13 protein-coding genes are annotated in these 25,596 nt (G+C 56.2%); 11 read left to right on the top strand and 2 right to left on the bottom strand.

Annotation, left to right across the window (positions count from 1 at the left end):
• Nucleotides 1–7: 7 nt before the first annotated feature.
• The 8 genes from SPHFLASMR4Y_RS08240 to SPHFLASMR4Y_RS08205 all read left to right on the top strand — a co-directional run bounded on the left by SPHFLASMR4Y_RS08240 (nt 8) and on the right by SPHFLASMR4Y_RS08205 (nt 8,010).
• The gene (locus SPHFLASMR4Y_RS08240) at nt 8–574 is read left to right on the top strand and encodes a TadE/TadG family type IV pilus assembly protein (RefSeq protein WP_260806868.1); all 567 of its coding nucleotides are present in this window, start codon (nt 8–10) and stop codon (nt 572–574) included.
• A gap of 52 nt (nt 575–626) precedes the next feature.
• Complete coding sequence (locus SPHFLASMR4Y_RS08235) at nt 627–1,787, top strand: CpaE family protein (RefSeq protein ID WP_089133101.1); 1,161 nt, start codon at nt 627–629, stop codon at nt 1,785–1,787.
• Nucleotides 1,788–1,882: 95 nt separating this feature from the next.
• On the top strand, nt 1,883–3,178 hold the full coding sequence (locus tag SPHFLASMR4Y_RS08230) for a CpaF family protein (RefSeq protein ID WP_089134779.1): 1,296 nt from the start codon (nt 1,883–1,885) through the stop codon (nt 3,176–3,178).
• Between the two features lies 1 nt (nt 3,179).
• Entirely contained in the window at nt 3,180–4,181 is a 1,002-nt protein-coding gene (locus SPHFLASMR4Y_RS08225; protein WP_089133100.1) for a type II secretion system F family protein, read from the top strand.
• Between the two features lies 1 nt (nt 4,182).
• Complete coding sequence (locus SPHFLASMR4Y_RS08220; RefSeq protein ID WP_089133099.1) at nt 4,183–5,154, top strand: type II secretion system F family protein; 972 nt, start codon at nt 4,183–4,185, stop codon at nt 5,152–5,154.
• Nucleotides 5,155–5,159: 5 nt separating this feature from the next.
• Entirely contained in the window at nt 5,160–6,647 is a 1,488-nt protein-coding gene (locus SPHFLASMR4Y_RS08215) for a hypothetical protein (protein ID WP_089133098.1), read from the top strand.
• Nucleotides 6,635–7,483 carry a tetratricopeptide repeat protein gene (locus tag SPHFLASMR4Y_RS08210; protein ID WP_089133097.1) on the top strand — a complete coding sequence of 283 codons (849 nt, stop codon included), beginning with the start codon at nt 6,635–6,637 and terminating at the stop codon, nt 7,481–7,483. The genes SPHFLASMR4Y_RS08215 and SPHFLASMR4Y_RS08210 overlap by 13 nt, the downstream gene beginning before the upstream one ends.
• On the top strand, nt 7,480–8,010 hold the full coding sequence (locus SPHFLASMR4Y_RS08205) for a prepilin peptidase (protein WP_089133096.1): 531 nt from the start codon (nt 7,480–7,482) through the stop codon (nt 8,008–8,010). Before SPHFLASMR4Y_RS08210 ends, SPHFLASMR4Y_RS08205 begins: the two co-directional genes overlap by 4 nt.
• Before the next feature lie 27 nt (nt 8,011–8,037).
• Here the strand turns inward: SPHFLASMR4Y_RS08205 and SPHFLASMR4Y_RS08200 are convergent, their stop codons facing one another.
• Both SPHFLASMR4Y_RS08200 and SPHFLASMR4Y_RS17095 read right to left on the bottom strand, forming a co-directional pair.
• Nucleotides 8,038–8,679: a response regulator gene (locus SPHFLASMR4Y_RS08200; RefSeq protein ID WP_089133095.1), complete on the bottom strand. Its 642-nt coding sequence runs from the start codon at nt 8,677–8,679 to the stop codon at nt 8,038–8,040.
• Nucleotides 8,672–10,432: a sensor histidine kinase gene (locus SPHFLASMR4Y_RS17095; RefSeq protein WP_089133094.1), complete on the bottom strand. Its 1,761-nt coding sequence runs from the start codon at nt 10,430–10,432 to the stop codon at nt 8,672–8,674. Before SPHFLASMR4Y_RS17095 ends, SPHFLASMR4Y_RS08200 begins: the two co-directional genes overlap by 8 nt.
• 458 nt (nt 10,433–10,890) lie before the next feature.
• On the opposite strand from SPHFLASMR4Y_RS17095, the gene SPHFLASMR4Y_RS08190 reads away from it, so the two are divergent.
• Genes SPHFLASMR4Y_RS08190 through SPHFLASMR4Y_RS08180 form a run of 3 tightly spaced genes read left to right on the top strand, consistent with a single transcriptional unit; the run spans nt 10,891 to nt 25,552 of the window.
• The gene (locus tag SPHFLASMR4Y_RS08190; RefSeq protein WP_089133093.1) at nt 10,891–23,370 is read left to right on the top strand and encodes a DUF5801 repeats-in-toxin domain-containing protein; all 12,480 of its coding nucleotides are present in this window, start codon (nt 10,891–10,893) and stop codon (nt 23,368–23,370) included.
• Between the two features lie 45 nt (nt 23,371–23,415).
• Nucleotides 23,416–24,138, top strand: a complete 723-nt coding sequence (locus tag SPHFLASMR4Y_RS08185) for an OmpA family protein (RefSeq protein WP_260807130.1) — start codon at nt 23,416–23,418, stop codon at nt 24,136–24,138.
• A gap of 16 nt (nt 24,139–24,154) precedes the next feature.
• Entirely contained in the window at nt 24,155–25,552 is a 1,398-nt protein-coding gene (locus SPHFLASMR4Y_RS08180) for a TolC family protein (RefSeq protein ID WP_260807129.1), read from the top strand.
• Nucleotides 25,553–25,596: the final 44 nt, after the last annotated feature.

Genomic DNA, 25,596 nt, shown 5'->3' with positions numbered 1-25,596 from the left:
ATTCGCTATGGTTCTGCCGATCCTCCTTATATTTCTGCTTGGTATGATGGATGTTGGCCGGTTGATGTGGGACTGGAACCGGGCCGAAAAAGCCACCCAGATGGGTGTCCGCTATGCGGTCGCAACCGATATTGTCCCCTCGGCTCTTGAGTCCTATAGTTTTGCCATTAGCGGGTCGGTTCTGCAGGGAGACCCTGTACCCGAAACAGCTTTTCCCGGAATAGTGTGTGAAGCGCCTGGGGGAACACCGGCTTGCAGCTGCGTGACGGGTGGGACATGTGATAGTGCATATCTGTCAACGGTGAACGCCACAGCGTTCAACAATATCGTGGATCGTATCAATCTTTTCAAACCAGACGTTGCAGCCGAAAACGTGGTTGTTGAATATGGCTATTCCGGACTTGGTTTTGCAGGCGACCCCAATGGACCTGACGTTGCCCCTCTGGTAACGATCCGCCTGCAAAACCTCGACTTCCAGCCGCTTCTGACCCAGATTTTCGGCACCACCATAACCTTACCCGATTTCAGCGCCGCACTGACGCTGGAAGACGGTGAAGGCACTTATGCGAACTAGAGGATGAACCGTGGGTATTTTTGATCATAACAAACCTGGACAGGAGTGGGCTTTGTCGCTCGATAACAACCATATTCATCTCATATTGTCGGAAAAGGAATTGGCCGCTTCAGAATTGTCCGATGCAGAGGGCGGAGCGATCTCCCTTACTCTCGATATGCTGGATCTCGATGCACCCTTGCCGACCGATTTGCTCAAGGACTCTCGAATCGTGGTTATCGAGGTGGATAGCGAAGTTCCCTCATCAATCGACCGGATTTCAAAAATCGGGAAAAAATTTCCTAACCTCCCGATTATTGCTGCTGTCCGCAATGCATCCTTGCCGCTCGTCCGCACTTTGCTCAAAAATGGCATAGCCGATGTGATCGAACTGCCGCTATCCTATTCCGACTTGTCGGAGGTTCTTCAGCAAGTTCTGGCTGGCATGAAGAAAGACGTAAAAGTCGAGACAAGCCCGGCAAAAGTCATTTCCGTAATCAAGAGCATCGGCGGGGTCGGTGCCAGCATGATCGCAACCCAGGCGGCCAGCCGATATGCGGAAATGCACGCCGCGGACCAAGGTGGAACCTGCCTTTTCGATCTTGATCTGCAATTTGGCAGCATAGCATCCTATTTGGGAGTCAATCAGCCGCTAAACCTTTCGGATCTGCTGGATGCCGGTTCCCGGATTGACGGCGAACTGTTGCAGTCTGTGGCATCCACTCTTCCGACAGGCTTGAACGTGATACCGGCGCCAGCGGAAATCATGCCGATGGAATCCGTAAATGCCGATCAGATTTACCGGATCATCGACATTGCATCCCGCGAATATGATACGATTTTCATCGACCTCCCAGGCAATTGGACCAACTGGTCCGTCTCGCTGGTCGCGCGGTCCGATATCGTCCTGCTTGTGGTAGAATTGACTATTGCCAGTCTGCGACAAGCGAAACGGCAACTCGCCCTGCTGGAAAGCCAAGGCATTTCCGGAAACCATGTGCAGGTTGTTGTCAACCGCGTCGAGAAAAAGCTGTTCCGCTCTATCAATTTGCAGGATGCCGAAAAGGCAATAAATTATCCTGTCCAGCATAGTCTCCACAACGACTATCCGCTGGTCAGTGCCGCACAGGATCAAGGCGTCCTGATCGACGAGATTCGCCGTAAGAGTAAAATCAGCAAAGATATCGAGATCATATTGGAAAGTATCGACGAAACTCTGGGACGGACTGACTGATCATGTGGCAGGTGCGTAAAACCAACAATCTCAAGCCGGGCTTCGAGGCGCTGGTAGAGGACAATGAAAAAGCCCGGGTCGCCGATGACTCGTTTATGTCCGGCGACAAATCGGCAGCGGCTGAAAATCTCGATCTGAAGGTCGAATTGCATCGGCGGCTGATCGATTTGATCAATCTTTCGGCACTGGAAACGATGTCCCGAGACCAGATTGAGGTGGAAATCGGAGAAATTGTTCACGAACAGCTTGCGCTCCAGCGTCATGCACTGAACAAGCACGAGCGCAAGCGTCTCGTATCTGACATTCTGGACGAACTGCTGGGATTGGGGCCGCTCGAACCCCTGCTGCAGGATCCCGCCATTACCGATATTCTGGTCAACGGCCATGACATTGTTTTCGTTGAGCGGAACGGATTGCTGACCCGGACAGAGGTGCGGTTCAAAGACGAGAAACATCTGCTGCGAATCATCCAGAAAATCGTGTCTGCCGTAGGCCGGCGGGTTGATGAATCCGCGCCTTTCGTCGATGCCCGACTGGCAGACGGCTCGCGGGTAAATGCTGTCGTACCACCTCTCGCGGTCGATGGTTCGCTGCTTTCGATACGAAAATTTGCCAAAATTCCGATCAGTATGCAGCGGCTGGCAGAGTTGGGAAGCGTTCCGGCCGAGATTGGTCAGGTACTGGAGGCCATTGTTCAGGCGCGGCGCAATGTGCTGATCTCCGGCGGCACAGGTTCTGGTAAAACCACTTTGCTCAACGCGATGTCATCCTTCATCGATGAACAGGAACGCATCGTGACAATCGAGGACTCGGCAGAACTGCAATTGCAGCAAACTCACGTAGCGCGGCTGGAAACCCGGCCACCCAATATCGAAGGTCGCGGCGAGGTTTCGCAACGTGATCTCGTAAAAAATGCGCTCCGGATGCGACCGGACCGGATCATTGTCGGCGAAGTTCGCGCCGGTGAAGCCTTTGACATGTTGCAGGCGATGAACACCGGTCATGACGGTTCGATGACCACGGTTCACGCCAATACCGCCCGGGATGCTCTTTCCAGAGTTGAACAGATGATCGGGATGAGCGGAATTGAAATCTCGCCACGGTCTGCGCGCGGACAAATAGCATCTGCGATCAACGTTGTTATCCAGATTGGCCGGCTGGCTGATGGCCGACGGCGACTGTTAAGCTTGTCGGAGCTTACGGGCATGGAAGGTGATGTCATCACCATGCAGGAGATTTTCCGCTTCCGGATGAAGGGGAGAGACGAAAATGGGACAGTTTTGGGCCATTTTGAAGCCACCGGCATACGGCCCAAATTCATGAAAGAACTGGCCGATCGCGGCCTGACCCTTCCCTCGGAACTATTCCGGCCAGAGAACAGGCTCGAGTAACATGACCCCTTCCATCATCCGATTATTCGTCCTGATCCTGATTTTTGCTTCGGTCTTCCTCGCTGCCGAAGCCACGATCAGCTGGATGCGTTCGCGCAGCGGGAGCAGGCGTGCAGTCAACAAGCGGTTGAAGATGATGGAAAGCGGCTTGGACCGCGAAGTGGTTCTATCGCAATTGCGCCGATCAACCGAAAGCAATTTTGACTTTCTACCCCTCGGGCTCGGCAATCTGGCCCGTCGTTTCGAACGCATATTGCAGTCCAGCGGCATCAACATGCCGGTGCGGAATATAGTCTTTTTCATGCTGGCCGGAACCGGGCTGATCTTCGCCATAACATTGTTTGGCGCAGCGGTAGCAGGCTATAGTATATCTGCAGGTATTACCCAGTTGGCCATAGTCTTCTCGGCAGTGATGGGGATCGGTGTTCCCCTCGTCGTCTTCACTCGCCTCAGCGACAGGCGGCGAACCAAGATGCAGCAGCAATTTCCGGTAGCTCTTGATGTTTTTGTTCGAGGGTTGCGCGCGGGACATCCGATTTCTGCTGCCCTGAGTCTTCTTACCACCGAGATGCAGGATCCGATCGGCAGCGAATTCGGCATCGTTGTCGATGAAGTCAATTACGGTGCAGATTTGCGAGACTCGCTGCAGAGTATGGCCGACCGGTGGGACATGGACGATATGCAGATGTTTGTCGTTTCTCTGTCTGTCCAAAGCGAAACCGGCGGAAATCTGGCAGAAATCCTGGAGAACCTCTCGGGTGTCATTCGTGAGCGCGCGAGCATGATGATGAAGGTCCGGGCGCTGAGCTCGGAAGGGCGCATGACCGCGTTGATCCTGACAGCATTGCCGATACTGTCGTTCGCAGGACTGTTTCTCGTCAAACCGAGCTTCTATCTGGATATAGCGACAGACCCCGCGTTCATCATCGGATTTTCCGGCCTCGTCCTTCTGTATTTCATTGGTTTCTTTACCATCCGTCGAATGATCGATTTGAAAGTCTGATATGTTTTCTGATCTCGCCCTTTCCGGCACCATACGCATCGCCGTTCTGGTTGGTGTGTTCGCCCTGGTCTCCGTGGCGGTCGTCCTGATATATTCCATCCTGTCAAAGCGTGCCGCGGTTCAGTCGCGCCTGGACGAGATGCAACATGGTGTCGTCAGCGGTTCGGGAGCGGACACATTGCGGGCGGACGCGTTGAACAGCGGTTGGACGCGTCTGGCGGATGCCATCGAGAAGCGCGGCGTTTCACTGGTTGATACCCGCAGCGAGTCTCTGCGGTCAAAACTGATTGCGGCCGGTTATCGATCGCCGGCTGCTCCCCGGATTTTTACGTTGACGCGACTGACATTGACACTCGGTTTGCCAATGATTTTTGTATTGCTGACCTTGTCCTCTGGCACCCCGCCGTCTTTATTGAAGCTTTATCTGGTGGGTTTGGTGCTTGCTCTGGTTGGTCTTTTTCTCCCGAATCTGTGGGTTCGGGCACAGGCAGACCGGCGCGAGCAGAAAATTGTCAACGGATTTCCTGACAGTCTAGACCTGATGCTGGTGTGTGTAGAGGCCGGCCTGGGGCTGGAAGCGGCATTTGACCGTGTTGGGCGCGAAATGGCGATATCCTGTCCGCTTGTTTCGGAAATTCTGTGTCTCGCCGTGCTGGAACTGAGGGCCGGCAAGAGCCGCGAAGAGACCTTGCGGATGATGGGCGAGCGTAATCAGATCGACGATATCCGCTCGTTTACGACATTGCTTATCCAGTCCGACAGCCTGGGTTCGAGTATCGGAACGACCTTGCGGATCTATGCTACGGAAATGCGTGAAAAACGTAGAATGCGGGCGGAAGAAAAAGCGCACCGGCTGCCAGTTTTGCTGTCTGTTCCACTTGTTGCCTGCATGTTGCCGGTGATGATTGGCGTATTGATGCTCCCGGCTGCGATCCGGGTCATTCGCGAAATTGCACCAGCGCTAGCGGGGTAATCATTATGAATGCACATAGAGTAATATTATTGATCACAGCCGGCATACTTGCGAGCACCGCAAATGCCCGGGATCGCAAGCATGATATTGACGTGCGGATCAAAACCCAGACACCGCAGTTGGCCGCTTCGATGAAGCAAAGCCATTATCTGATAAGAAACAGACAATATGGCCTTGCGGTAGATGTCCTCCGCAAAATCATTCGCACCCAACCTGAAAATGCCAGCGCCTATAGTGCGATTGCAGTCGCTTATGATGGCCTGGGCAGGCCCGACCTGGCACGCAAGAATTTCGAGATGGCGCTGGCCTATGCGCCTCTGGAAGAACGGCATTATCGCAATCTTGCCCGTCATCTGGATGCTAGCGGCCAAAAGGCACTGGCCCGCAATATCATGCACGATCTTGAAATTGCCCAAGCTCAAAAAGCCGCAGCTAATGTAATAGCGGCCCCGGTGCCAGACCTCGATATAACTGCTCTTCTGACAAGGCTGGATCGCCAAGCCCTGCCTGTTACTTCAGATTCTCCGAGTGAATCTCCAGGTGCTCCTTTGCCGGAGGCTCCGGCAAATAAATCTGCTGCGATCGTCTCGGCGGACCTCAGAATCTCCTCAAAAGGCACGCAAGCGTTCGAACCGATTGCAAGCGGTAATGGTGAAGATGATCCAAAAAGCGATGGAAGCAGAGCAACGATCGTTGGCGCTGGCAACAGCTATTCCATCCCATCGACCACAATTGCTGATGTCGATGAATCAATTGCCGCAATTTATAAGGGCCTCGGCATAGTGATCTCCGATCCTGAACCTGACGCCGCTTTCCTCGATACGGTCATGGGTGAGGTGAAATCACAGATTAGCGAAACCGCTGGCGACAACGCCGAGGATGGCAATGACACAATCACCAATATTGAGTCCGCAGCCAATCTGGGTCGATGGTTGGAAGGCCTCTCAGAGCGGGACGCGGAGGTTGCGACCAACCGCGAATTTATCGAGCGCCAAAAGTCTCCAGACGGCAAGGCCGAGAGATTACAGTCTAAAAAGGCTGGTTTCCAGCTTGTAAGACAATCATTGGGTGAGGTTTTGTTGACTGCAAATCATGTCGATTGGTTTGTATCGAACCCGGTCAGGACAGCAGGTGTGAATTTCAATGCGCGACAAACGCAAATAAAAAGCTCGGCCAAACCGGACAATGAGAGCCAATATTTCGCTGCCATCCGGTCCGTATTTGATAGCCGCGCCAATCGAATGGCAGCCACATCGTCCGATCTCCTGACCGATGTTGCGTTAAAACAGCTGGACGTTGCCATGGCCGAACTGACGGCAAAACGGCACAGTCGACTGCCAAGAATTGACCAGGGGCCATCACCCGAATTGCGGCAAATCGCGGTAACGCTGTACGAGCGGGCCGAAACTGCTCGAAGAATTCCACTGCAACCGGCAAAGCAGAATATGCGCGTGGCGCTGTTCTATCGGACCGAAACTGCATGCGCGGCCTGATCTCATATTTTGTGCTGGGGTTGGTCATGTTGATCCCCGGCTCACTTCGGGCCACCGTTCTTGCAGAGCGTGACCAATCGGGTCGAGGCGCGATAATCGAAGCAGCGATTGACGGCGGGCGTCTGATACAAGCCTCGGAGATGCTCCATCAGATGAGGAAGCATTCGCTGGATTCCGAACGTGCCGAACTGAAGATTCTGGAAGCGGAGCTGGCTATAGCCAAAAAAGACGATAGGCATGCGATCAAATTATTTGCCAGATATCTGCAAAGCCCCGAATATCTGTGCCGGGCCAAGGAAGGAAGCGGAATTGCGATTGCCCGGTCAGGTGACTGGGATATCGCGATAGGTCTTCTCGCGGATGTGACGATAAAATGTCCGGACCGGTGGAAGGCATGGAACATGATGGGGATAGCTCTGGCGCATTTCGGCAAATATCAGGCCAGCAGATATGCGTTCGACAAAGCGCTTTCTTTGTCTGACACTTCTCCTGTCGTGCTCAACAATCTCGGCTATTCTCTGCTCGCCAGGCAAAATTACGTGGAAGCAGTGGGTATTTTTGAAATGGCGGTCATCCAGCAGCCTGAAAATAAGAGATTCCAGAATAATCTGGATATCGCACGGGCTGCCATGGGAGAAGCACCAAGGAGAGCCACGAAAGAGTCCCAGTCGCGCTGGGTCGAACGATTGACCAACAGTGGTTATGCTGCGTTGCTGGCCGGGCACAAGCAAGCCGGCACCGCCCTGCTGTCCAATGCGGTAATTGGTTCCAGTTCCATGGCATCAAAGGCGGCTGCCAATTTGAGCTGGACAGCAACCCACGGGACTAAGCCATGACATCAGATTGGCTTTTGATCGTCCTGACCATGCTACTCGTTTCCGCTGCCGTTCAGGACATGGCGACGATGCGAATTTCAAACCTGTTTCCGGTTGCGGTCATCGCGTTGTTCGGTGTGTGGATTGTTGTTCACGGTTTCCCGGATAACGGATGGGAAAACGGAGTGCATTTTGCCATCGCTCTGGTTGTTGGAATGGGTTTGTTTGCGTTGGGGTGGTTTGGTGGCGGTGATGCAAAATTATACGCCAGCTGCGCTTTGTGGTTCGACCTTGCGGCTAGTCCGGTTCTGTTATTGTGTATCTCCATGGCAGGTTTGATCTTGTTGCTGGCCATGCTGTTCACACGCCGGTTTCGCAGAAAACGGGTCCGCGCAGGCCCGTTTCAAGAAACAGATGCCCGTAAATCGATGCAAATGCCTTATGGTGTCGCGATCGCGGCCGGCACTATTTTCATGATTTACTGGGTCGGCGTAAATCCAGCCACGTTTGTTTTTGATCCGACCGCCGTATCCGTTCCCTTGAATTAGAACCGTGTTCCCTTCCTTGAAGGGTCGCTAGATAAAATCATCATCGGAAACCTTGCCAAGAGCGATCAGCAATTGGGTCCTCGATTTTACCGCCATTTTACCAAAGATATTGTGTAGGTGGGTTTTGACCGTACCTTCGGTCAATCCGCATTCTACCGCTATTTCCCGGTTCTTTAAACCTCTGGAAACAAGCGAAACGATTTCTCGCTCGCGAGCGGTCAAACTGTCCAGGGCCTCCTTCCGATGGGATGGGGTGTCGACGGAATGCTGCAATGCTCGTTCGGTTACACCCCTGTCGAAATATGTACCGCCGTTCAGGACCATTGTAATACAGTCCATAATCTCGGACGGCGCGCTTTCCTTCAATATGATGCCTCGCACGTCGAGCTTCAAAGCCTCGACAGTATCCTGCGGTGTAATGTGCACCGTCAGAAAGATTACCGGGACAGTGGATCCGGCTTCATTCAGCGAACGCAAGATATCCATCCCGCCTCCGCCAATGATGGTAATGTCCAGGAGCAGCAGGTCGAACTGGTTATTGTCCATTAGCACCGCAGCTTCTTCAGCGGATTTGGCGCATAAAACTTCGAACCCGTCGTGGGATTCGACAAATTGCTTTAGCCCGTCGAGGAAAATGGGGTGATCGTCTACAAGTAGGAGTTTAATCATTTTCAGTAAAATCCATAGGAATACTAATCGAGAGCAAGGTACTGTCTTCCAGACCTTCCGAATAGGCGTGACCGTCGACCAGTTCCAGTCGCTGCGAAAGGGAACGCGAGGTTAATATCTCCCGGGCCGCATGAACGCTATCAGTCTGCAAGTTCGAAGCGCTTAGATCGTCTTTCAAAGTCATTATTAAAACCCCTTTGCTTAATGCCATTGCGAATGTCAGCTGCTTTGCCCCTGCATGGCGAATAGCGTTGGCAATGATCTCGCGCACCAGATATTCTATATTCTTGGCAGATTCGTGATCCACCGGAAGTGCTGGTTCTTGCGACGCCAATGTTACCGATATTCCCCACTGGATACTGAGAGTCTTCAGGCAGACTTCTATCATTTCAACGAGATCTACTGAATCATTGTCTGCTTCATCATTGTGCAGCAGCGCCCTCAATCTGGTCTGCTCCACGGTGACCATATCAATGGTCTTGCGCAAGGCGTCGATATCGGGACGAGAAGAGAATCCGGGGGCTGATATGATTGTAACCAGCCGCATTTTTAATGCTGCGAGAGACTGCAATATACCATCATGCAGATCCCGACGCGCCTGATCGCGCGCCAAGCCCATCATTTCTTGACGCCTTTTATCCCAATTTGTCGCATTGTAGAAAAATCGGTCCAGCTGCCGGGTCAGCATTATCATGTCATTTCTCAGAGACTCTTCGATCGGTGTGCCCGTCGAAAAAAATAGACGTCCGCGATTGCTGCCGAGTTTGAAATCAACGAGGATCCCGTTGTTGAAACCCAGTCCGGTCAGCCCACGAGTCATTTTTTCTAAAGACGCAGGGATCGGAGATCTGCGGCCACTTCCAATTTCAGTTTGAATGTCATCGTCCAGTTCCAGAATGGTAGGCCGAGTGCCGTGAGACATATAATCCGTCAATTGGGATTGCAGCGATGCAACGTCTGATCGTGGAATGTTGGAACTCGTTATGACTGCTTTTCCTTCCCGTCTGTTGGGACTGTCCAGGATGCAAACGAGCCGGCTATCCGGATAAATCATCTGGATACAATCAATGACTGTTGCGATATTATGTTTGCCGACGCCCACTGCAAACTCTTCTTCCCAAGGTTGCTGAAATCTCAGCGGCCGTTCAACCATTCGGATATGAATGATGATCAAGATAGAAAACAGGGCACAAAATAGCGAAAGCAGAAACGCGACAATTTCTCCAGCGCCGCCAAGGCTCGCATAACTCACTGGCCACACCATGCCGGACAAATTCAGGATCCCCAGCGGACGAACAAGCATTGCAGCCAACGGGAGGCCCGAGAGCAATAAGCTAAAACGGCCCGCGCGCCTTAAAATCATGAATGTCATTGAAAGGACCGCCAATGCGAGCGCGGATAATGTGTAAGCGGGAAAAATAACAATCACGACTGCGCTGACCAACATGTCGGCAACAACCATTATCCGTCCGCCCGTTTTCCAGCGGAATCGCCCGGTCAGCGCCAGCGCGATAGCCAATAGAGCCCAAGCGAGCGGAAGCAGAGCCAGCCAGTCTATTGTCGTCCATCGGAAATCGTCTCGGTTCACGATGGAATCCAGCAATACGACCGAAAACAGAATCCTGGCCGCAGCCAGAACGACATTCAGGAGGATCACAATGTGTCGGCGCAGGAAATCGACAACATCTGATCCATGGGTCGGCGACTCGGAGTCGTTTTGAGCGGTGTTACGTTCCGTTGGCTGTGTTCCCATGCAACAAACCCTGCATCAATAATCTGCCTTTGTCAGCAGTTATATCCTTTCTCATACTTTCGATTTAAAACTTTAGGTAAATTTCTGTAAAATCGGGATAAAATTCTGGAAAAATTCCTTAATAAATAGTTAATCGCCGTGACTCTGAAATTGAATCAAAATATAAATCTGAGCGCGGATTGAGCCTAATTTTAAATTTTCGGGTCGCCCCTCAATCCAATTTTTGTTTCGGGACCGGCTACGAGGACTTTCCTCTCGCTGACCCTCATTTGGCTGCGGGGCGACTATGCAGAACAGACGTGTGTTTTCGATTTATTTCGGACCAACTTTCGATGCGACCATCGAAGGCAGCTGGACGTCGTCCGATACGAAAGCAGCCGGGACCTTGGCGGGATATTTCTCCCCAAGCGGTTCTGCTTTGCCAGCCAACACGCAACTCATCCTGACGGGAATTTGATATGGATTTCGAGCACAATAGCCTGGACCAAAATTTCGACACCCCGGCCAACAACGATAGCCGGGATGGCGGGAATTATGGTGGCGAAGCGTCTTTCAGCTCAACGGTAAGCCTTCAGGCTGCAGGTTCCATTCCGGCGCTTCAGGCAGGAACGCAAAACACGGTAATTTTGCCGGCGGGCGTTGAATTGGATGACATCCGGGTAGTTGGCCGCGATCTCGTGATCAGCCTGCCTGACGGAAACGATTTGGTCATCCCTGACGGCGCGGTGTTCATCCCTCAGCTTGTCATTGACGGTGTGTCCGTTCCCCCTCTCAATCTGGCGGCCTTGCTGGTCGGCAACGAACCACAGCCTGCTGCTGGTCCGCCGCAGAGTTCGGGCGGAAATTTCGCCGATCCAGTCGGCGATATCGGCGATCCGTTTGCATTGGGTGATCTGTTGCCACCGACCGCGCTTTCCTTCCCGGAATTCGAGCAGGATGAATTGTTTCCGTTCGAGCCCGAGGATGACGAAGACGAGCTGCCGGCTGTCGTTATCGTTACGCCGGATAATCCGACCGGTGCGACCAATGCCTCCAGCAGCGTCGACGAATCCGGCCTGCCTGCGCGCGGCAGCGAGCCGGAAGGAACAAATGCTGCCGGCAATGGTGAAACCACTGTCGGCTCTATTATATTCATTCCCGGCGATGGTCCGGCGGTCGTTTCGATCAACGGAGTCGCTGTCACTGCTGTTGGGCAAAGCTTTGTCGGCAATTTCGGCACGCTGACGATTACCAGCATAAGCAATGGTTCCATCGATTATACCTATACGCTGAGCGATAACACATCGGGGGATAACACGGCTGATCTGTTCGCGGTTTCCGTGGTCGATGCTGACGGCGATGTTGCCAATGCCGATCTGACTATTTCCATCATCGACGATGCCCCGGTTGCCGTGATGGACACGGACAGCATAGCGGCGGGCGACTATGGTCCGGCGACGGGCAATGTGATTACCGACAGCGAAGCCGACGGCGGCGCCGACACCCAGGGCGCGGATGGCGCGGTTGTGGCCGGGGTTGCGGCAGGAGATACCGGCGCTGTGCTGGTTGATGCCGCGACGGTCGGGACGACAGTCAACGGCCTGTACGGGGTTCTGACCCTCAATGCCGACGGCAGCTACAGCTATGCGCGCAATGCCGACAGTCCGGGCGGCGTGCAGGATGTGTTTACCTATACGCTGCAGGACGGCGACGGCGACACGTCGGTAACGACCCTGACCATCGATATTGCCGACAGTCCGGTCACCCTGACCCTTCCGGTCAGCGGTGAAGCGGGCGCGATTGTCGATGAGGAAGGCCTGCCGGCACGCGGGTCGGAATCGCCTGGTTCGAACGAAGCGTCCGATCTGGAAACAACAGCGGGAACGATCAGCTACACTGCTGCTGACGGACCGGCAACGGTGACCATCAACGGCGTGGCGGTGACTGCGGTCGGCCAGACTTTTGTCGGCGCTTCGGGCACCTTGACCATCACCGGTATCACCAACGGTTCGATCACCTACAGCTATACGCTGACCGACAATACGGCTGGCGACAATACGAGCGATGATTTTGCGGTCGTGATCACCGATCAGGACGGCGATGCCGCTTCCGGCACGCTGAGCATCGCGATCATCGACGATGCCCCGGTTGCCGTGATGGACACGGACAGCATAGCGGCGGGCGACTATGGTCCGGCGACGGGCAATGTGATTACCGACAGCGAAGCTGACGGCGGCGCCGACACCCAGGGCGCGGACGGCGCGGTCGTGGCCGGGGTTGCGGCAGGAGATACCGGCGCTGTGCTGGTTGATGCCGCGACGGTCGGGACGACAGTCAACGGCCTGTACGGGGTTCTGACCCTCAATGCCGACGGCAGCTACAGCTATGCGCGCAATGCCGACAGTCCGGGCGGCGTGCAGGATGTGTTTACCTATACGCTGCAGGACGGCGACGGCGACACGTCGGTAACGACCCTGACCATCAATATTGCCGACAGTCCGGTCACCCTGACCCTTCCGGTCAGCGGTGAAGCGGGCGCGATTGTCGATGAGGAAGGCCTGCCGGCACGCGGGTCGGAATCGCCTGGTTCGAACGAAGCGTCCGATCTGGAAACAACAGCGGGAACGATCAGCTACACTGCTGCTGACGGACCGGCAACGGTGACCATTAACGGCGTGGCGGTGACTGCGGTCGGCCAGACTTTTGTCGGCGCTTCGGGCACTTTGACCATTACCGGTATCACCAACGGTTCGATCACCTACAGCTATACGCTGACCGACAATACGGCTGGCGACAATACGAGCGATGATTTTGCGGTCGTGATCACCGATCAGGACGGCGACGCCGCTTCCGGCACGCTGAGCATCGCGATCATCGACGATGCCCCGGTTGCCGTGATGGACACGGACAGCATAGCGGCGGGCGACTATGGTCCGGCGACGGGCAATGTGATTACCGACAGCGAAGCTGACGGCGGCGCCGACACCCAGGGCGCGGACGGCGCGGTCGTGGCCGGGGTTGCGGCAGGAGATACCGGCGCTGTGCTGGTTGATGCCGCGACGGTCGGGACGACAGTCAACGGCCTGTACGGGGTTCTGACCCTCAATGCCGACGGCAGCTACAGCTATGCGCGCAATGCCGACAGTCCGGGCGGCGTGCAGGATGTGTTTACCTATACGCTGCAGGACGGCGACGGCGACACGTCGGTAACGACCCTGACCATCGATATTGCCGACAGTCCGGTCACCCTGACCCTGCCGGTCAGCGGTGAAGCGGGCGCGATTGTCGATGAGGAAGGCCTGCCGGCACGCGGGTCGGAATCGCCTGGTTCGAACGAAGCGTCCGATCTGGAAACAACAGCGGGAACGATCAGCTACACTGCTGCTGACGGACCGGCAACGGTGACCATTAACGGCGTGGCGGTGACTGCGGTCGGCCAGACTTTTGTCGGCGCTTCGGGCACTTTGACCATTACCGGTATCACCAACGGTTCGATCACCTACAGCTATACGCTGACCGACAATACGGCTGGCGACAATACGAGCGATGATTTTGCGGTCGTGATCACCGATCAGGACGGCGACGCCGCTTCCGGCACGCTGAGCATCGCGATCATCGACGATGCCCCGGTTGCCGTGATGGACACGGACAGCATAGCGGCGGGCGACTATGGTCCGGCGACGGGCAATGTGATTACCGACAGCGAAGCTGACGGCGGCGCCGACACCCAGGGCGCGGACGGCGCGGTCGTGGCCGGGGTTGCGGCAGGAGATACCGGCGCTGTGCTGGTTGATGCCGCGACGGTCGGGACGACAGTCAACGGCCTGTACGGGGTTCTGACCCTCAATGCCGACGGCAGCTACAGCTATGCGCGCAATGCCGACAGTCCGGGCGGCGTGCAGGATGTGTTTACCTATACGCTGCAGGACGGCGACGGCGACACGTCGGTAACGACCCTGACCATCGATATTGCCGACAGTCCGGTCACCCTGACCCTGCCGGTCAGCGGTGAAGCGGGCGCGATTGTCGATGAGGAAGGCCTGCCGGCACGCGGGTCGGAATCGCCTGGTTCGAACGAAGCGTCCGATCTGGAAACAACAGCGGGAACGATCAGCTACACTGCTGCTGACGGACCGGCAACGGTGACCATTAACGGCGTGGCGGTGACTGCGGTCGGCCAGACTTTTGTCGGCGCTTCGGGCACTTTGACCATTACCGGTATCACCAACGGTTCGATCACCTACAGCTATACGCTGACCGACAATACGGCTGGCGACAATACGAGCGATGATTTTGCGGTCGTGATCACCGATCAGGACGGCGATGCCGCTTCCGGCACGCTGAGCATCGCGATCATCGACGATGCCCCGGTTGCCGTGATGGACACGGACAGCATAGCGGCGGGCGACTATGGTCCGGCGACGGGCAATGTGATTACCGACAGCGAAGCTGACGGCGGCGCCGACACCCAGGGCGCGGACGGCGCGGTCGTGGCCGGGGTTGCGGCAGGAGATACCGGCGCTGTGCTGGTTGATGCCGCGACGGTCGGGACGACAGTCAACGGCCTGTACGGGGTTCTGACCCTCAATGCCGACGGCAGCTACAGCTATGCGCGCAATGCCGACAGTCCGGGCGGCGTGCAGGATGTGTTTACCTATACGCTGCAGGACGGCGACGGCGACACGTCGGTAACGACCCTGACCATCGATATTGCCGACAGTCCGGTCACCCTGACCCTGCCGGTCAGCGGTGAAGCGGGGACCATCGTCGACGAATCGGGACTGCCCAATCGTGGCGCTGAGCCGGAAGGTACAAACGAACCTGCAGATAGCGAGTCTACGGCGGGAACGATCACATTTGATGCGCCGGACGGTCCCGGCACTGTCACGATCGACGGCGTGGCGGTGACTGCGGTCGGCCAGACTTTTGTTGGCGCTTCGGGCACCTTGACCATCACCGGTATCACCAATGGTTCGATCACCTACAGCTATACGCTGACCGACAATAGTTTGGGCGATGCTACCAGCGACAGCTTCGCCATAGTGGTTACGGATATAGACGGCGACATATCGAATGGCATATTGACGATCGATATTATCGATGATGCGCCGATTGCCGCAGACGATCTGGCGATAACGCTGGCAGAAGATGCTCCGGGCACCGTGGGCGGCAATGTGCTGGCCAATGATACGCAAGGTGCTGACGGCGCAGTGGTTACTTCTGTCACGATCGGTGGCGTTAGCACGACGATCAATGCAGTCGGAACAACCGAGGTGGTAACGGCTAACGGAACCTATTCGTTCACAGCTTCCGGAGCCTGGACATTCGACCCGAACCCGAATCTCGACCAGAGCGGCGGTGATGTCGATGCGTCCTTCACCTATACAATCACCGACGGCGACGGCGATATCGCGACGGCGGAGCAGCCTATCTCGATTACCGATGGCGCCGATCCGATCGCGGGTGACCCGATAACGCTGACCCTTGATGATCAGAATCTGGCCGACGGTTCGACACCGGCAGGTCCCGACTTTGTCAGCGGGGATATTACGTTTACTGCCGGATCCGATGCGATCAGTTCGATCGTTTTTGGCACGGATCTCAGCGCATTGTCGGGTGGGCTGACATGGGTACGTGTTGACAGCAACACGATCACGGGCAGCGATGGCACAAATGTCGTCGTAACCCTGTCTCTGTCGGTTTCTGCCAATGTTGCGACGGTGACAGCAACGCTGAACGACAATTATGACAGCCATCCTGTGTTCACCGCCGATGATCTGCAGGCACTCGGTTCGGTTACGGTGGTGGCGACAGACAGTGATGGCGATACCGCTGCCGGTACGGTCAACATCAATGTTTCCGACGATGTCCCGACAGCCTTTGCCGATGTTGACTCGGTCAAGGAAGACGGCGCGTTAGTCGCTGACGGGAATGTGCTCACCGGCATCGGCGGCGCGGATGCCAACGCTACCGACGGCGTCGCGGATGTCCAGGGCGCAGACGGCGTGATGGTCACCGGCATTGCATTCGGCCTGATCGCTGGCACCGTCGGCACCGCGCTGGATGGCGCTTATGGCAAACTGACGCTGAACGCAGATGGCAGCTACAGCTATATGCTGGCCAATAGCGATCCGGCCGTTCAAGGGCTCGATGACGGTGAGACGCTGACTGAAACTTTCACGTACACAATTACCGACGCTGATGGCGATATTGCGACTACGACCCTGACGATTACCATCAATGGCACCAATGATGCTCCGCAAGTGGGAGCAGCCACGGCCGTTGTTTCCGAAGAAGGGCTGGCTGGCGGTATCGCCGACGGCGCTGCGGCGGCGGGGAGCAGCGATACGACCGATGCAGCCACTGTCACGGGCCAGATCACCGTCACCGATGTCGATGGCGAGGCGCAGACAGTAACGCTGGGAGATCCCGGTGCGGTTCTGACTTCGGGAAGCGCTGCAGTCACGTGGAGCGGCGTCGGAACGCAGACGCTGACCGGATCGGCGGGCGGAAGTGCCGTTATTCAGATCACTATCGACAATAGCGGCAATTACACCGTCACCTTGATCGGCAAGATCGACCATCCGGATACGGGCTTCGAAACGGCTGGCGAAGATCAGCTGGTCTTCACCGTTCCGGTGACATCGGATGACGGAACGGTCAGCACGACCAATGCGACAGGCCTGACCATTACCATAGAAGACGATAGTCCGTCTGCCGTTGCCGACACCGCCACCGTGGCGGAAGGCGCAACAATCGGCGGAAATGTCGTCACCGATGCGGTTACTGGTGATTCAGCAGGTGCAGACGGTTTCGCATCCTCCGGTGCCGTGACAGGGGTCGCGACCGGTAATGATATTAGCGGCGCGGTTTCGGGCAATGTCGGCACTGTTGTCAACGGAACCTATGGCAAGCTGACGATCAGCAGCGACGGCACTTACAGCTATATATCGACGCCAGGGCTCGTGCCTCCGGGCGGAGCCACAGACACGTTTGTCTATACGGTTACAGACGGGGATGGCGACACGTCTACGACCACATTGACGATCTCGCTCAATGACTCCGGCCTTGCAGCAAGCAGCGACGATGTCAGTGTCAACGAAGCGGCGCTTGATACGGTGGGCAGCGATCCTGCCAGCAATGCCGAAACAATATCGGGCACGATTGCCGATAATGTTACCGGCGGCACCGGACCCTATAGCTATACCGTTGTTGGCAGCAATGTCGGCTCCAACGGCACGCTTACCCTCAATCCGGACGGCAGCTACAGCTACACGCTGACCACGCCGGTAACGGGAGCTACTGCCAATGATGGCGCGAACATCGAAAATGATGTCGAAACCTTCACCATCGAGGTCAAGGACGCAAACGGGAATACAACAACAACGACCATCACGGTCGATATAATTGACGATATTCCGTCGACCACGAGCAACACAGCGGTTCAGCTGGATGACGATGCCCTTGGTGGCAATGCCGGCGGAACTGGCGACGTTGATCCGGACACGGCGAACGCCACCGGTACACTGAATCACGTGTTCGGCGCGGACGGAGGCACGCTGTCCTTGCTCGCCTCGGGCACACCGCCAACCGGTTTCACCTATGAAATCTCTGGCGGTGATCTGCTGATCAAACAAGGCGCGACAACCGTGATCACAGTGACGCTGGACAGTGCTACCGGCGCCTATACGGTGACCCAGAATGCACCGATTGATCACGCCGCAGGCCTCGATGAAAACGATATCAGCTTCACGCTCAACTATCAGGTGACTGACGGTGATGGCGACGTTGCTGCGGGCAGTTTGCAGATCAACGTCGATGATGACACTCCAACGGTAAGTGTCGTTAGCCCGCCCGTTTCGCTGGTGGTAGACGAAACCGACCTGGGCACCGACGCGAGCGCGAGCTTTGCCGGAATTTTTGCCAGCAGCTTCGGTGCGGATGGCGCGGGGTCCATCACCTATGCGCTTGGTACAATCGCAGGTCTCAGCGGCCTTGTGGACACTGCAACGGGCCAGAATGTCCTATTGTCGCTGAACGGAACAGTGGTTGAAGGCCGCACCGAAACGGGCGGCGATCTTGTGTTCACGATCACGGTAGCCGCTGATGGAACGGTCACGCTCGATCAAGTGCGTGCGGTTGTTCACGGCACCAATCCGGATCCCAACGATCCGGCCAGCCTGTCTGCCGCCAATCTCGTTACATTGACCGCAACGGTCACCGATGGCGATGGTGACTCCGCCACCGCCATCGCCGATATTGGATCATCGTTTGTCTTCCGCGACGATGGTCCATCCATTGATGCCGCTGTGTCGGATGCTGATACGGTGATGCTGGTCACACAGGATGCCGATACGGTTGGTCCTGCATCGGATATGGCTGTATCCACAGCCAACTTCGGCGGCGCCTTCTCGATCGCATCCTCCAGCTATGGCGCGGATGGTGCGGGCAGCACGGCCTGGTCCTATGCACTGGTCGTCGACAATGCCGTTTCGGGCCTCTCCAGCGATGGTGTGCCTATTACGCTGACTCTTAACGGCACAGTGGTCGAAGGCCGCGCCGGTGCAGATCTGATCTTCACGATTGCCACAGATGCGGCAACCGGTGTCGTCACGCTGACCCAGTTTGCAGAGATTGATCACGGCTTGCCGGGCGACAGTTCCGGCTATGACGCTCAACTGGCAACTTTGGCTAATGGTCTGGTTTCGCTAGAAGGCACCGCCACGATCACCGATGGTGATGGTGATACGGCCAGCGAAACTGTGTCTCTGGACCTGGGCGGCAATGTCAAATTTGCCGATGATGGCCCTTCGGTTACCGCTACTCCTACCGCGGCCATGCTGATGGTCGACGAAACCGCTCTTGGCACGGATGCCACCGCCGATCTTTCGGGCGCATTCGCGGTCGTCTATGGCGCGGACGGGGCGGGAACAACCACCTATGCGCTTTCGATATCCGCTACGGACGCCGATAGTGGTCTGGTCGATGTTGCCACCGGTGAAGCTGTGCTTCTGCGGGTCAATGGCAATATTGTCGAAGGTTATAGTGCTACTGGCGGGGTGGTCTTCACACTTTCGGTAAACGCCAGCGGTGTGGTCGAACTCGACCAGCTGCGTGCGGTGGAGCACACGCCCGACACCGGGGCAGATCAATCCGCAGGATTGGCGGGGACGAATCTCATCACGCTGACCGCAACCGCCACCGATGGCGACGGCGATACAGCATCGGGGGCAATTGATCTGACCGGCGCCTTGACCTTCAAGGATGACGGGCCGAGCATCGATGCCGCTGTCGACGCGGCGACCGCCGTAATGCTTGTAACCCAGGATGCGGAAACCGATGGCGATCCGACGGATCAGGATATTGCAAGCACGACTGCCAATTTCGGCGGCGCTTTCTCGATCGCTTCATCCAGCTATGGAGCCGATGGCGCGGGATCGATTGCCTGGTCCTATGCCTTGGTGGTCGACAGCGCCACTTCCGGCCTGACCAGCGGCGGAGACGCGATCACCCTGTATCTGGTCAGCGGAACCGTCGTTGGTTCCACAGCCGCGGATGCCGGCTCGATCACGGCGGGGAACACGATATTCACGATCGGAACTGATGCCGTAACCGGTGTTGTAACGCTTACGCAATTTGCCGAAATAGACCACGACACTCCAGGCGTCGGAGCCGACTATGATTTGCAGCAGGCCATCCTCGGTGACGGTCTGGTTTCTCTCGAAGGAACCGCGACGATCACCGACCGTGACGGTGACAGCGCATCTGAAACGGTATCGCTCGATCTTGGCGGCAACATAAAGTTCGATGATGATGGTCCTTCGGCCAATCCGGGCAACTCGACAGGAACTGTCGATGAAGACGGCCTTGCGGGCGGCATCGAGGGGGGAACGGGCGATATTGCCGGAGTTGTGACCAGCGTTTCGGGCAATGTCACCGCGCTGTTCAACGCCGGAGCAGATGCGCCGCTCACCTATCAGCTTCTGACCGACACGAGCGGATTGCCGGCGCTGACTTCGGGTGGAACGCCTGTAACATATGCTGTGGTCAACAATGTCCTTACGGCATCGGCTGGCGGCAATCCGGTCTTCACATTCACGTTGAACGAAACATCCGGGGCATGGGATTTCGTCCTTTCGGGACCGCTTGATCACGCGATCGGTGACAATGAAAATGACATCGTGCTCAGCCTTGGCAGCCTGTTGCAGGCAACCGACTTCGATGGCGATTTTGTAACGGCGGCGGGTTCGGTGGTGATCACGATTGATGATGATACGCCGACTGCAACCAACGAAGCATCGCAAAATGTCAATGAAGGCGCTACGGTTTCGGGGACGCTGGATTTCTTGGGCGGCGCTGACAGTGCGACGGTTACCCATGTCAATGGTGCAGCGCTTGTCTTCACGGCCGGTCCTGCCGAGTTTAGCGACTGGGTGGATATTGGCGATGGCATGATCCGCGTGAAAGCTGACGGTTCATATGAGTTTACCGCCGATAATCCGACGGTTAGCCCGGTAACGCCAACGACAGCAACCTTCACGGTTACCGATGGCGATGGAGATACGGCCACCGCCAATATCAGCTTCCAGATCCTGGATGCCAATGTTCCGACCGCCGGCACGAGCGCAGCTCTGGTTGACGATGATGGTCTGGCCGGCGGCAACCCGCTCAGCACGATCGACGGCGCAACCGATGCCAATGCCGATGGCGACAATAACCCCGCGACCTTTGGCGGCATATTGACCCACAATTTCGGCGGTGATGGTGCTGGGTCGATCAATTTTGCATCGATGGACGGCCTGACCGCGACCATCGGACAGGAGACGGTTACCTATGCCTGGTCAGGCAGCACCTTGACCGCGACCATTACTGGTGGAGCACGCAACGGCATTGATCTCTTCACGGTCGAGGTCACTGACTCCGCAACAGGGGCTTATGAAGTCACCTTGCTCGACAATGTCCTGCATGCAACAGGACCCAATGACGAAAATGCGACCGATCCGGTTGCGGTGCTTGGCTATACGGTGCTGGACGCCGATGGTTCAAGCGCATCGGGCACGTTAAACATCAGCTTTGACGACGATGCGCCAACGGCCGCCGATCTCGATGGCGACATGCTCACGGTGGGCAATTTCGTCAATGCGATGGCTGACGGTACATTTACTTATGCGCCAGGCGCCGATGGGCACAGCCAGTTCGATATCACCGGTCCCGCTATCACTGGGATAACTTACACAACAACACATACGGCCACTGGCAGTGTTTTGACCGCTTCGGCTGACACGATCGATTTGTTCACATTGGCAGTCAATACGGATGGAACATATAAGTTTACCCTGCTCTCACCGGATGCGGCTGTAGATGAAACGATTTCATTCGCCAATCTCAGTGCAGGGGGCCCCGGATTTAGAGAACTGGAAGATGATCCTGCTACACTGGGAATCAATGAAGCAGGGAGAGTAGAATTCCAGTCCAACGGAACCGGCGTAAATGCCAGTACCCAGGGCTTCGGTGTCAGTAACCAGTTCCTGGACCAGAATGAATGGTTTGAAATGGAGTTTCATGATCCAGGAACGCTTGGAAATGACGACCCATGGGTCAATGCCGACAATCTCGGTTCTGTGACACTCAATATTCAGCAAGTGAAAAGTGGTCCAGTCGATATTGAATGGACAGCTACGCGATATAACTCGGACGGAACGGTCGCTGCGACGGAGACTGGCACGACTACGATTACCTCAACGGGCGCCATTACGATTGATCCAACAATCGAATTTAGTGTGTTGCGGATCGAGAATATTGATAGCAACGCAAATGCCTCTGTGCGTATTGCGACGGATATTACCGTTTCCAGAACAATTCTGCCGACCGATCAGGAATATGAATTTGGTATTGTTGGTATCGATGGAGATGGTGATGAAACATCGCTGTCGACGATCGATGTGCTGATCGACGCCTCGATCACTTCCATGGTTCTTCCGCTGGCTCCAATGGCTCCTCTCGCGCCAGTTAACTTCCTCGGTGTCGAGAATGAGCCGGTTCTCCAGTCGGCAGATAGCGGCGAGCGGATTGCCTCCAACGACAATGGCGGCCTGATGCTGCAGAATATCAGTGGCCTGGGGGAAAATGTCGCTCTGATCGAGCCGGCAAAAGTCGAAACAACACCGGCTGCCAAGACCATGCTGGCCAATTCCAACGAAGCACAGGCGGCTCGAGCCGGAGTGAAAGCACCGGCAACGGCGCCGATCGCACTGGCTGCAACCCTGCTGGCTGCAAATAGCAGGCCCGAGGAGTCGGCCGGTAGCAGGGATGCGCCGCTTGCAGAGGTCGGCAATCAAGCGGCTCTGGATTTCCAGGCCGCTGATAATCAGCCGCAACCCGAAGCCGTCCAGCTTGATGGTGGAGAGGTCGCGAATGACGAAAGCGGCCCTGCCGGTCAAGATACCGCGTCCGGTAACTATAGCGGCGGATCTGGCGAAGCATTGGCGGAAGCTGCGGTTGACGCCGGCGAAGAGATGTTTGCCGAAGAAAGTTCGGGCGGCAACGACGCGCAGCCCGGCTTCGATGCGAGCGAGTTCCAGCCCGCCTCTGGCCTGCAGCTCGACATGGGTATTGCTATGAACGTGGAAGCGCTGGCTCCGGTTGGCGAAACGCCTGCACCAGTGCAGCTCGACATCCCGGCCCCCGATACCCCACCGGCAACTGTTGAGGAGATTGTTGCCGATGCGATTGATGGTGGTTCACCGGAGATTGTTTCGATTGACGCGGTGATCGATACCTTCGCGGGCAATGAAACCGAAGGCGGTCGTGGAGCGATCGAGCATCTTCCGGAGCATTCGCTTCCGGAACAGGTACTGGACATGTTCGTGCTGGGTGATGTCGGACCGTTGTCGCCGGTCGTATCAGACGGCCTGCAAACGCAGATCGATATGGCAGATGCCGGCCAAGCGGCAGGTTAGCAAAAAGCAGATAATGATTGGGAAACCGACTTTCCGGAGGGCAAAATGAACAAGAAGACAAAAATATTAACCATGTTTATCGGCGGATGTGCGATCGCACTCCCGAGCATGGCGCTGGCGCAGGAAGGCGCGCTGATGTCATTGGGTAAAGCCGAATTGCGCGGAGAAGTGGAAAGCCGATACAATTCTGCTGTTGCGGCGACGCTTGATGAAACTGTCCTGAGGTCAACGGATTCCCGCTATTATTGGGCTTCGGAGACCAAGGTCCAGTGCGGTATCGCGATGGGATTTCTGAAGAGCGGAACCAAAGATGCCGACAGTGTCAACAAGTGCGAGAAATTTGCGTTGCGCATGGTCGGCGATCCATTGCCACCGCCGCCACCGCCTCCTCCTCCGCCGCCGGTCAACGAGATTCAATGTGCCGAGCAAATGCCCATGTACGTCTATTTCGACTGGGATTCGGCGACACCACCACCCGACGCTTCGGCAACGGTCTCGCTGATTGCTGAAAACAGGGCCGTTTGCGGATGGAATGCCTTTTCCGTCGTCGGTCATACCGACCGGTCCGGTTCGGACAGCTACAACTTCCCGCTCTCTGTTGAACGTGCACAAGCCGTCGCGCGGATGATGGAAGGTGCCGGTATCTCAGCGTCGTCGATGACAATAGACGGCCGGGGAGAAACCGAACGCAAGGTCGAAACGCTCGATGGTGAACGCAACCCGTCCAATCGCCGGGTGGAAATCAATACAGTGCCTGCGACTCGTTAAGCAGGGGGGATGAAAAATGAGAAATAGCAAAATGAAATGGTTGGCAGTCGGTTCCGCAATATCGGCGCTCGTTGCATCCAATCCGGTTTCGGCGCAAACCGTCGAACTGGTGCAGGCAGTAGAAGCGGCTCTGGAATCCAATCCTGAGATCAATCAGGCAATCCAGAACAAGGAAGCCATCGAGTTCGAGCGGGAGCAGGCTCAGGGTCTGTTCTGGCCCCGAATCTCGGTGGAGGGGCAGGCCGGCGCGCGCAAGCTGAAAAACGTGACGCGCCGCGCGCTTGGCATTGCCAACCAGACACTCTATCCGGCGGAACTGAGTATTTCCGGCGAGTGGACAATTCTTGACGGCGGTCGCCGGAGTGGCGAACTGAAACGTCAGGCAGCCCGCACCGATGGTGCGGCGTTGCGCGTGGAAGAGAGATCAGAATTTATAGCCCTTCAGGTCGCTAGGCAGTATCTTGATCTCTTGTTGCAACAACGAATTGTTGCGGCTTCTGATGACAACATCACCTTCCACCGCAACCTGGTTACCGATCTTTCCGAAGGCGTACGCCAGGGATCGATCAGCATTGCCGATCAGCAGCAGGCCGAAGAGCGGATGCAGGCGGCACTTGTCCGGAGGACCGAGGCCGAGGAAGACATGGTGAATGCAATGATTGCGCTCCGCAGTCTCACTGGTCTCTCGATTTCCGATGTCGCAATGCCTGGTTCGAGCCGTTCCTATGTGGCTCCGACGCTGGCGGATGCTGTTTCGCTGGCCCGCACGAGTAATCCGAAGGTGCAGGAAGCCAAGGCGGATGTAGATGCGGCGCACGCTATGGTACAGAAAGCAAAAGCAGATCTCGCGCCAACCATTGGCGTTGAAGCCAGAGCACGAGCCGGTGATGATGTCGACGGCTTCCGCGGGACCACCAGCGATTATATGGCGATGGTCGTAATGCGATGGAACATATTTGACGGCGGCATCAATCGCGCAAAAGTGCAGGAAATGGTCCGTCGCGCCAGCGAAGCTCGCTTCCGCCTGCATGAGATGGACCGTGAAGCCGAGAGCGAAGCAAGAACATCCTGGAACCGTCTCACCACGCAGGGCAAGCTACTGGAAGAGCTGAGCCAGCAAGGTCGGGTTTCCGACGATCTGCTGATCTCCTATCGCGAGCAGTTTAATGTCGGCAGGCGCTCGCTGCTCGATGTACTGGATGCACAAAACACCCGCTATAATGTGCAGGTTCGCACCGAAACGGCGCGTTTTTCCGAAATGTTTGCGGAGTTCCAGCTGCTGGCCGCGACCAACCAGTTGCTCGAAGCCCTGAATTTGGGGGCGCCTGATGCGGCCAGAGCTTATGCGAGAGAGCGTTATAATGTTGGCCCCACGCCTCCCGCTGAAACTGACTATCGTCGGTATCCGAAATAATATGGTTTGCGTTGTATTTTAGTAGTTTGATGACAAGGAACCTG

The organism is Sphingorhabdus sp. SMR4y, assembly GCF_002218195.1.
GTDB lineage: Bacteria > Pseudomonadota > Alphaproteobacteria > Sphingomonadales > Sphingomonadaceae > Parasphingorhabdus.
Note: the sequence above shows the minus strand (reverse complement) of the source record. Positions and strands in the feature narration are given on the sequence as shown.

Coding starts and splice junctions, on each gene's coding strand:
- SPHFLASMR4Y_RS08240 (WP_260806868.1), top strand. CDS start 8: ATGGTTCTGCCGATCCTCCTTATATTTCTGCTTGGTATGATGGATGTT.
- SPHFLASMR4Y_RS08230 (WP_089134779.1), top strand. CDS start 1,883: ATGTCCGGCGACAAATCGGCAGCGGCTGAAAATCTCGATCTGAAGGTC.
- SPHFLASMR4Y_RS08225 (WP_089133100.1), top strand. CDS start 3,180: ATGACCCCTTCCATCATCCGATTATTCGTCCTGATCCTGATTTTTGCT.
- SPHFLASMR4Y_RS08220 (WP_089133099.1), top strand. CDS start 4,183: ATGTTTTCTGATCTCGCCCTTTCCGGCACCATACGCATCGCCGTTCTG.
- SPHFLASMR4Y_RS08215 (WP_089133098.1), top strand. CDS start 5,160: ATGAATGCACATAGAGTAATATTATTGATCACAGCCGGCATACTTGCG.
- SPHFLASMR4Y_RS08210 (WP_089133097.1), top strand. CDS start 6,635: ATGCGCGGCCTGATCTCATATTTTGTGCTGGGGTTGGTCATGTTGATC.
- SPHFLASMR4Y_RS08205 (WP_089133096.1), top strand. CDS start 7,480: ATGACATCAGATTGGCTTTTGATCGTCCTGACCATGCTACTCGTTTCC.
- SPHFLASMR4Y_RS08200 (WP_089133095.1), bottom strand. CDS start 8,679: ATGATTAAACTCCTACTTGTAGACGATCACCCCATTTTCCTCGACGGG.
- SPHFLASMR4Y_RS17095 (WP_089133094.1), bottom strand. CDS start 10,432: ATGGGAACACAGCCAACGGAACGTAACACCGCTCAAAACGACTCCGAG.
- SPHFLASMR4Y_RS08190 (WP_089133093.1), top strand. CDS start 10,891: ATGGATTTCGAGCACAATAGCCTGGACCAAAATTTCGACACCCCGGCC.
- SPHFLASMR4Y_RS08185 (WP_260807130.1), top strand. CDS start 23,416: ATGAACAAGAAGACAAAAATATTAACCATGTTTATCGGCGGATGTGCG.
- SPHFLASMR4Y_RS08180 (WP_260807129.1), top strand. CDS start 24,155: ATGAGAAATAGCAAAATGAAATGGTTGGCAGTCGGTTCCGCAATATCG.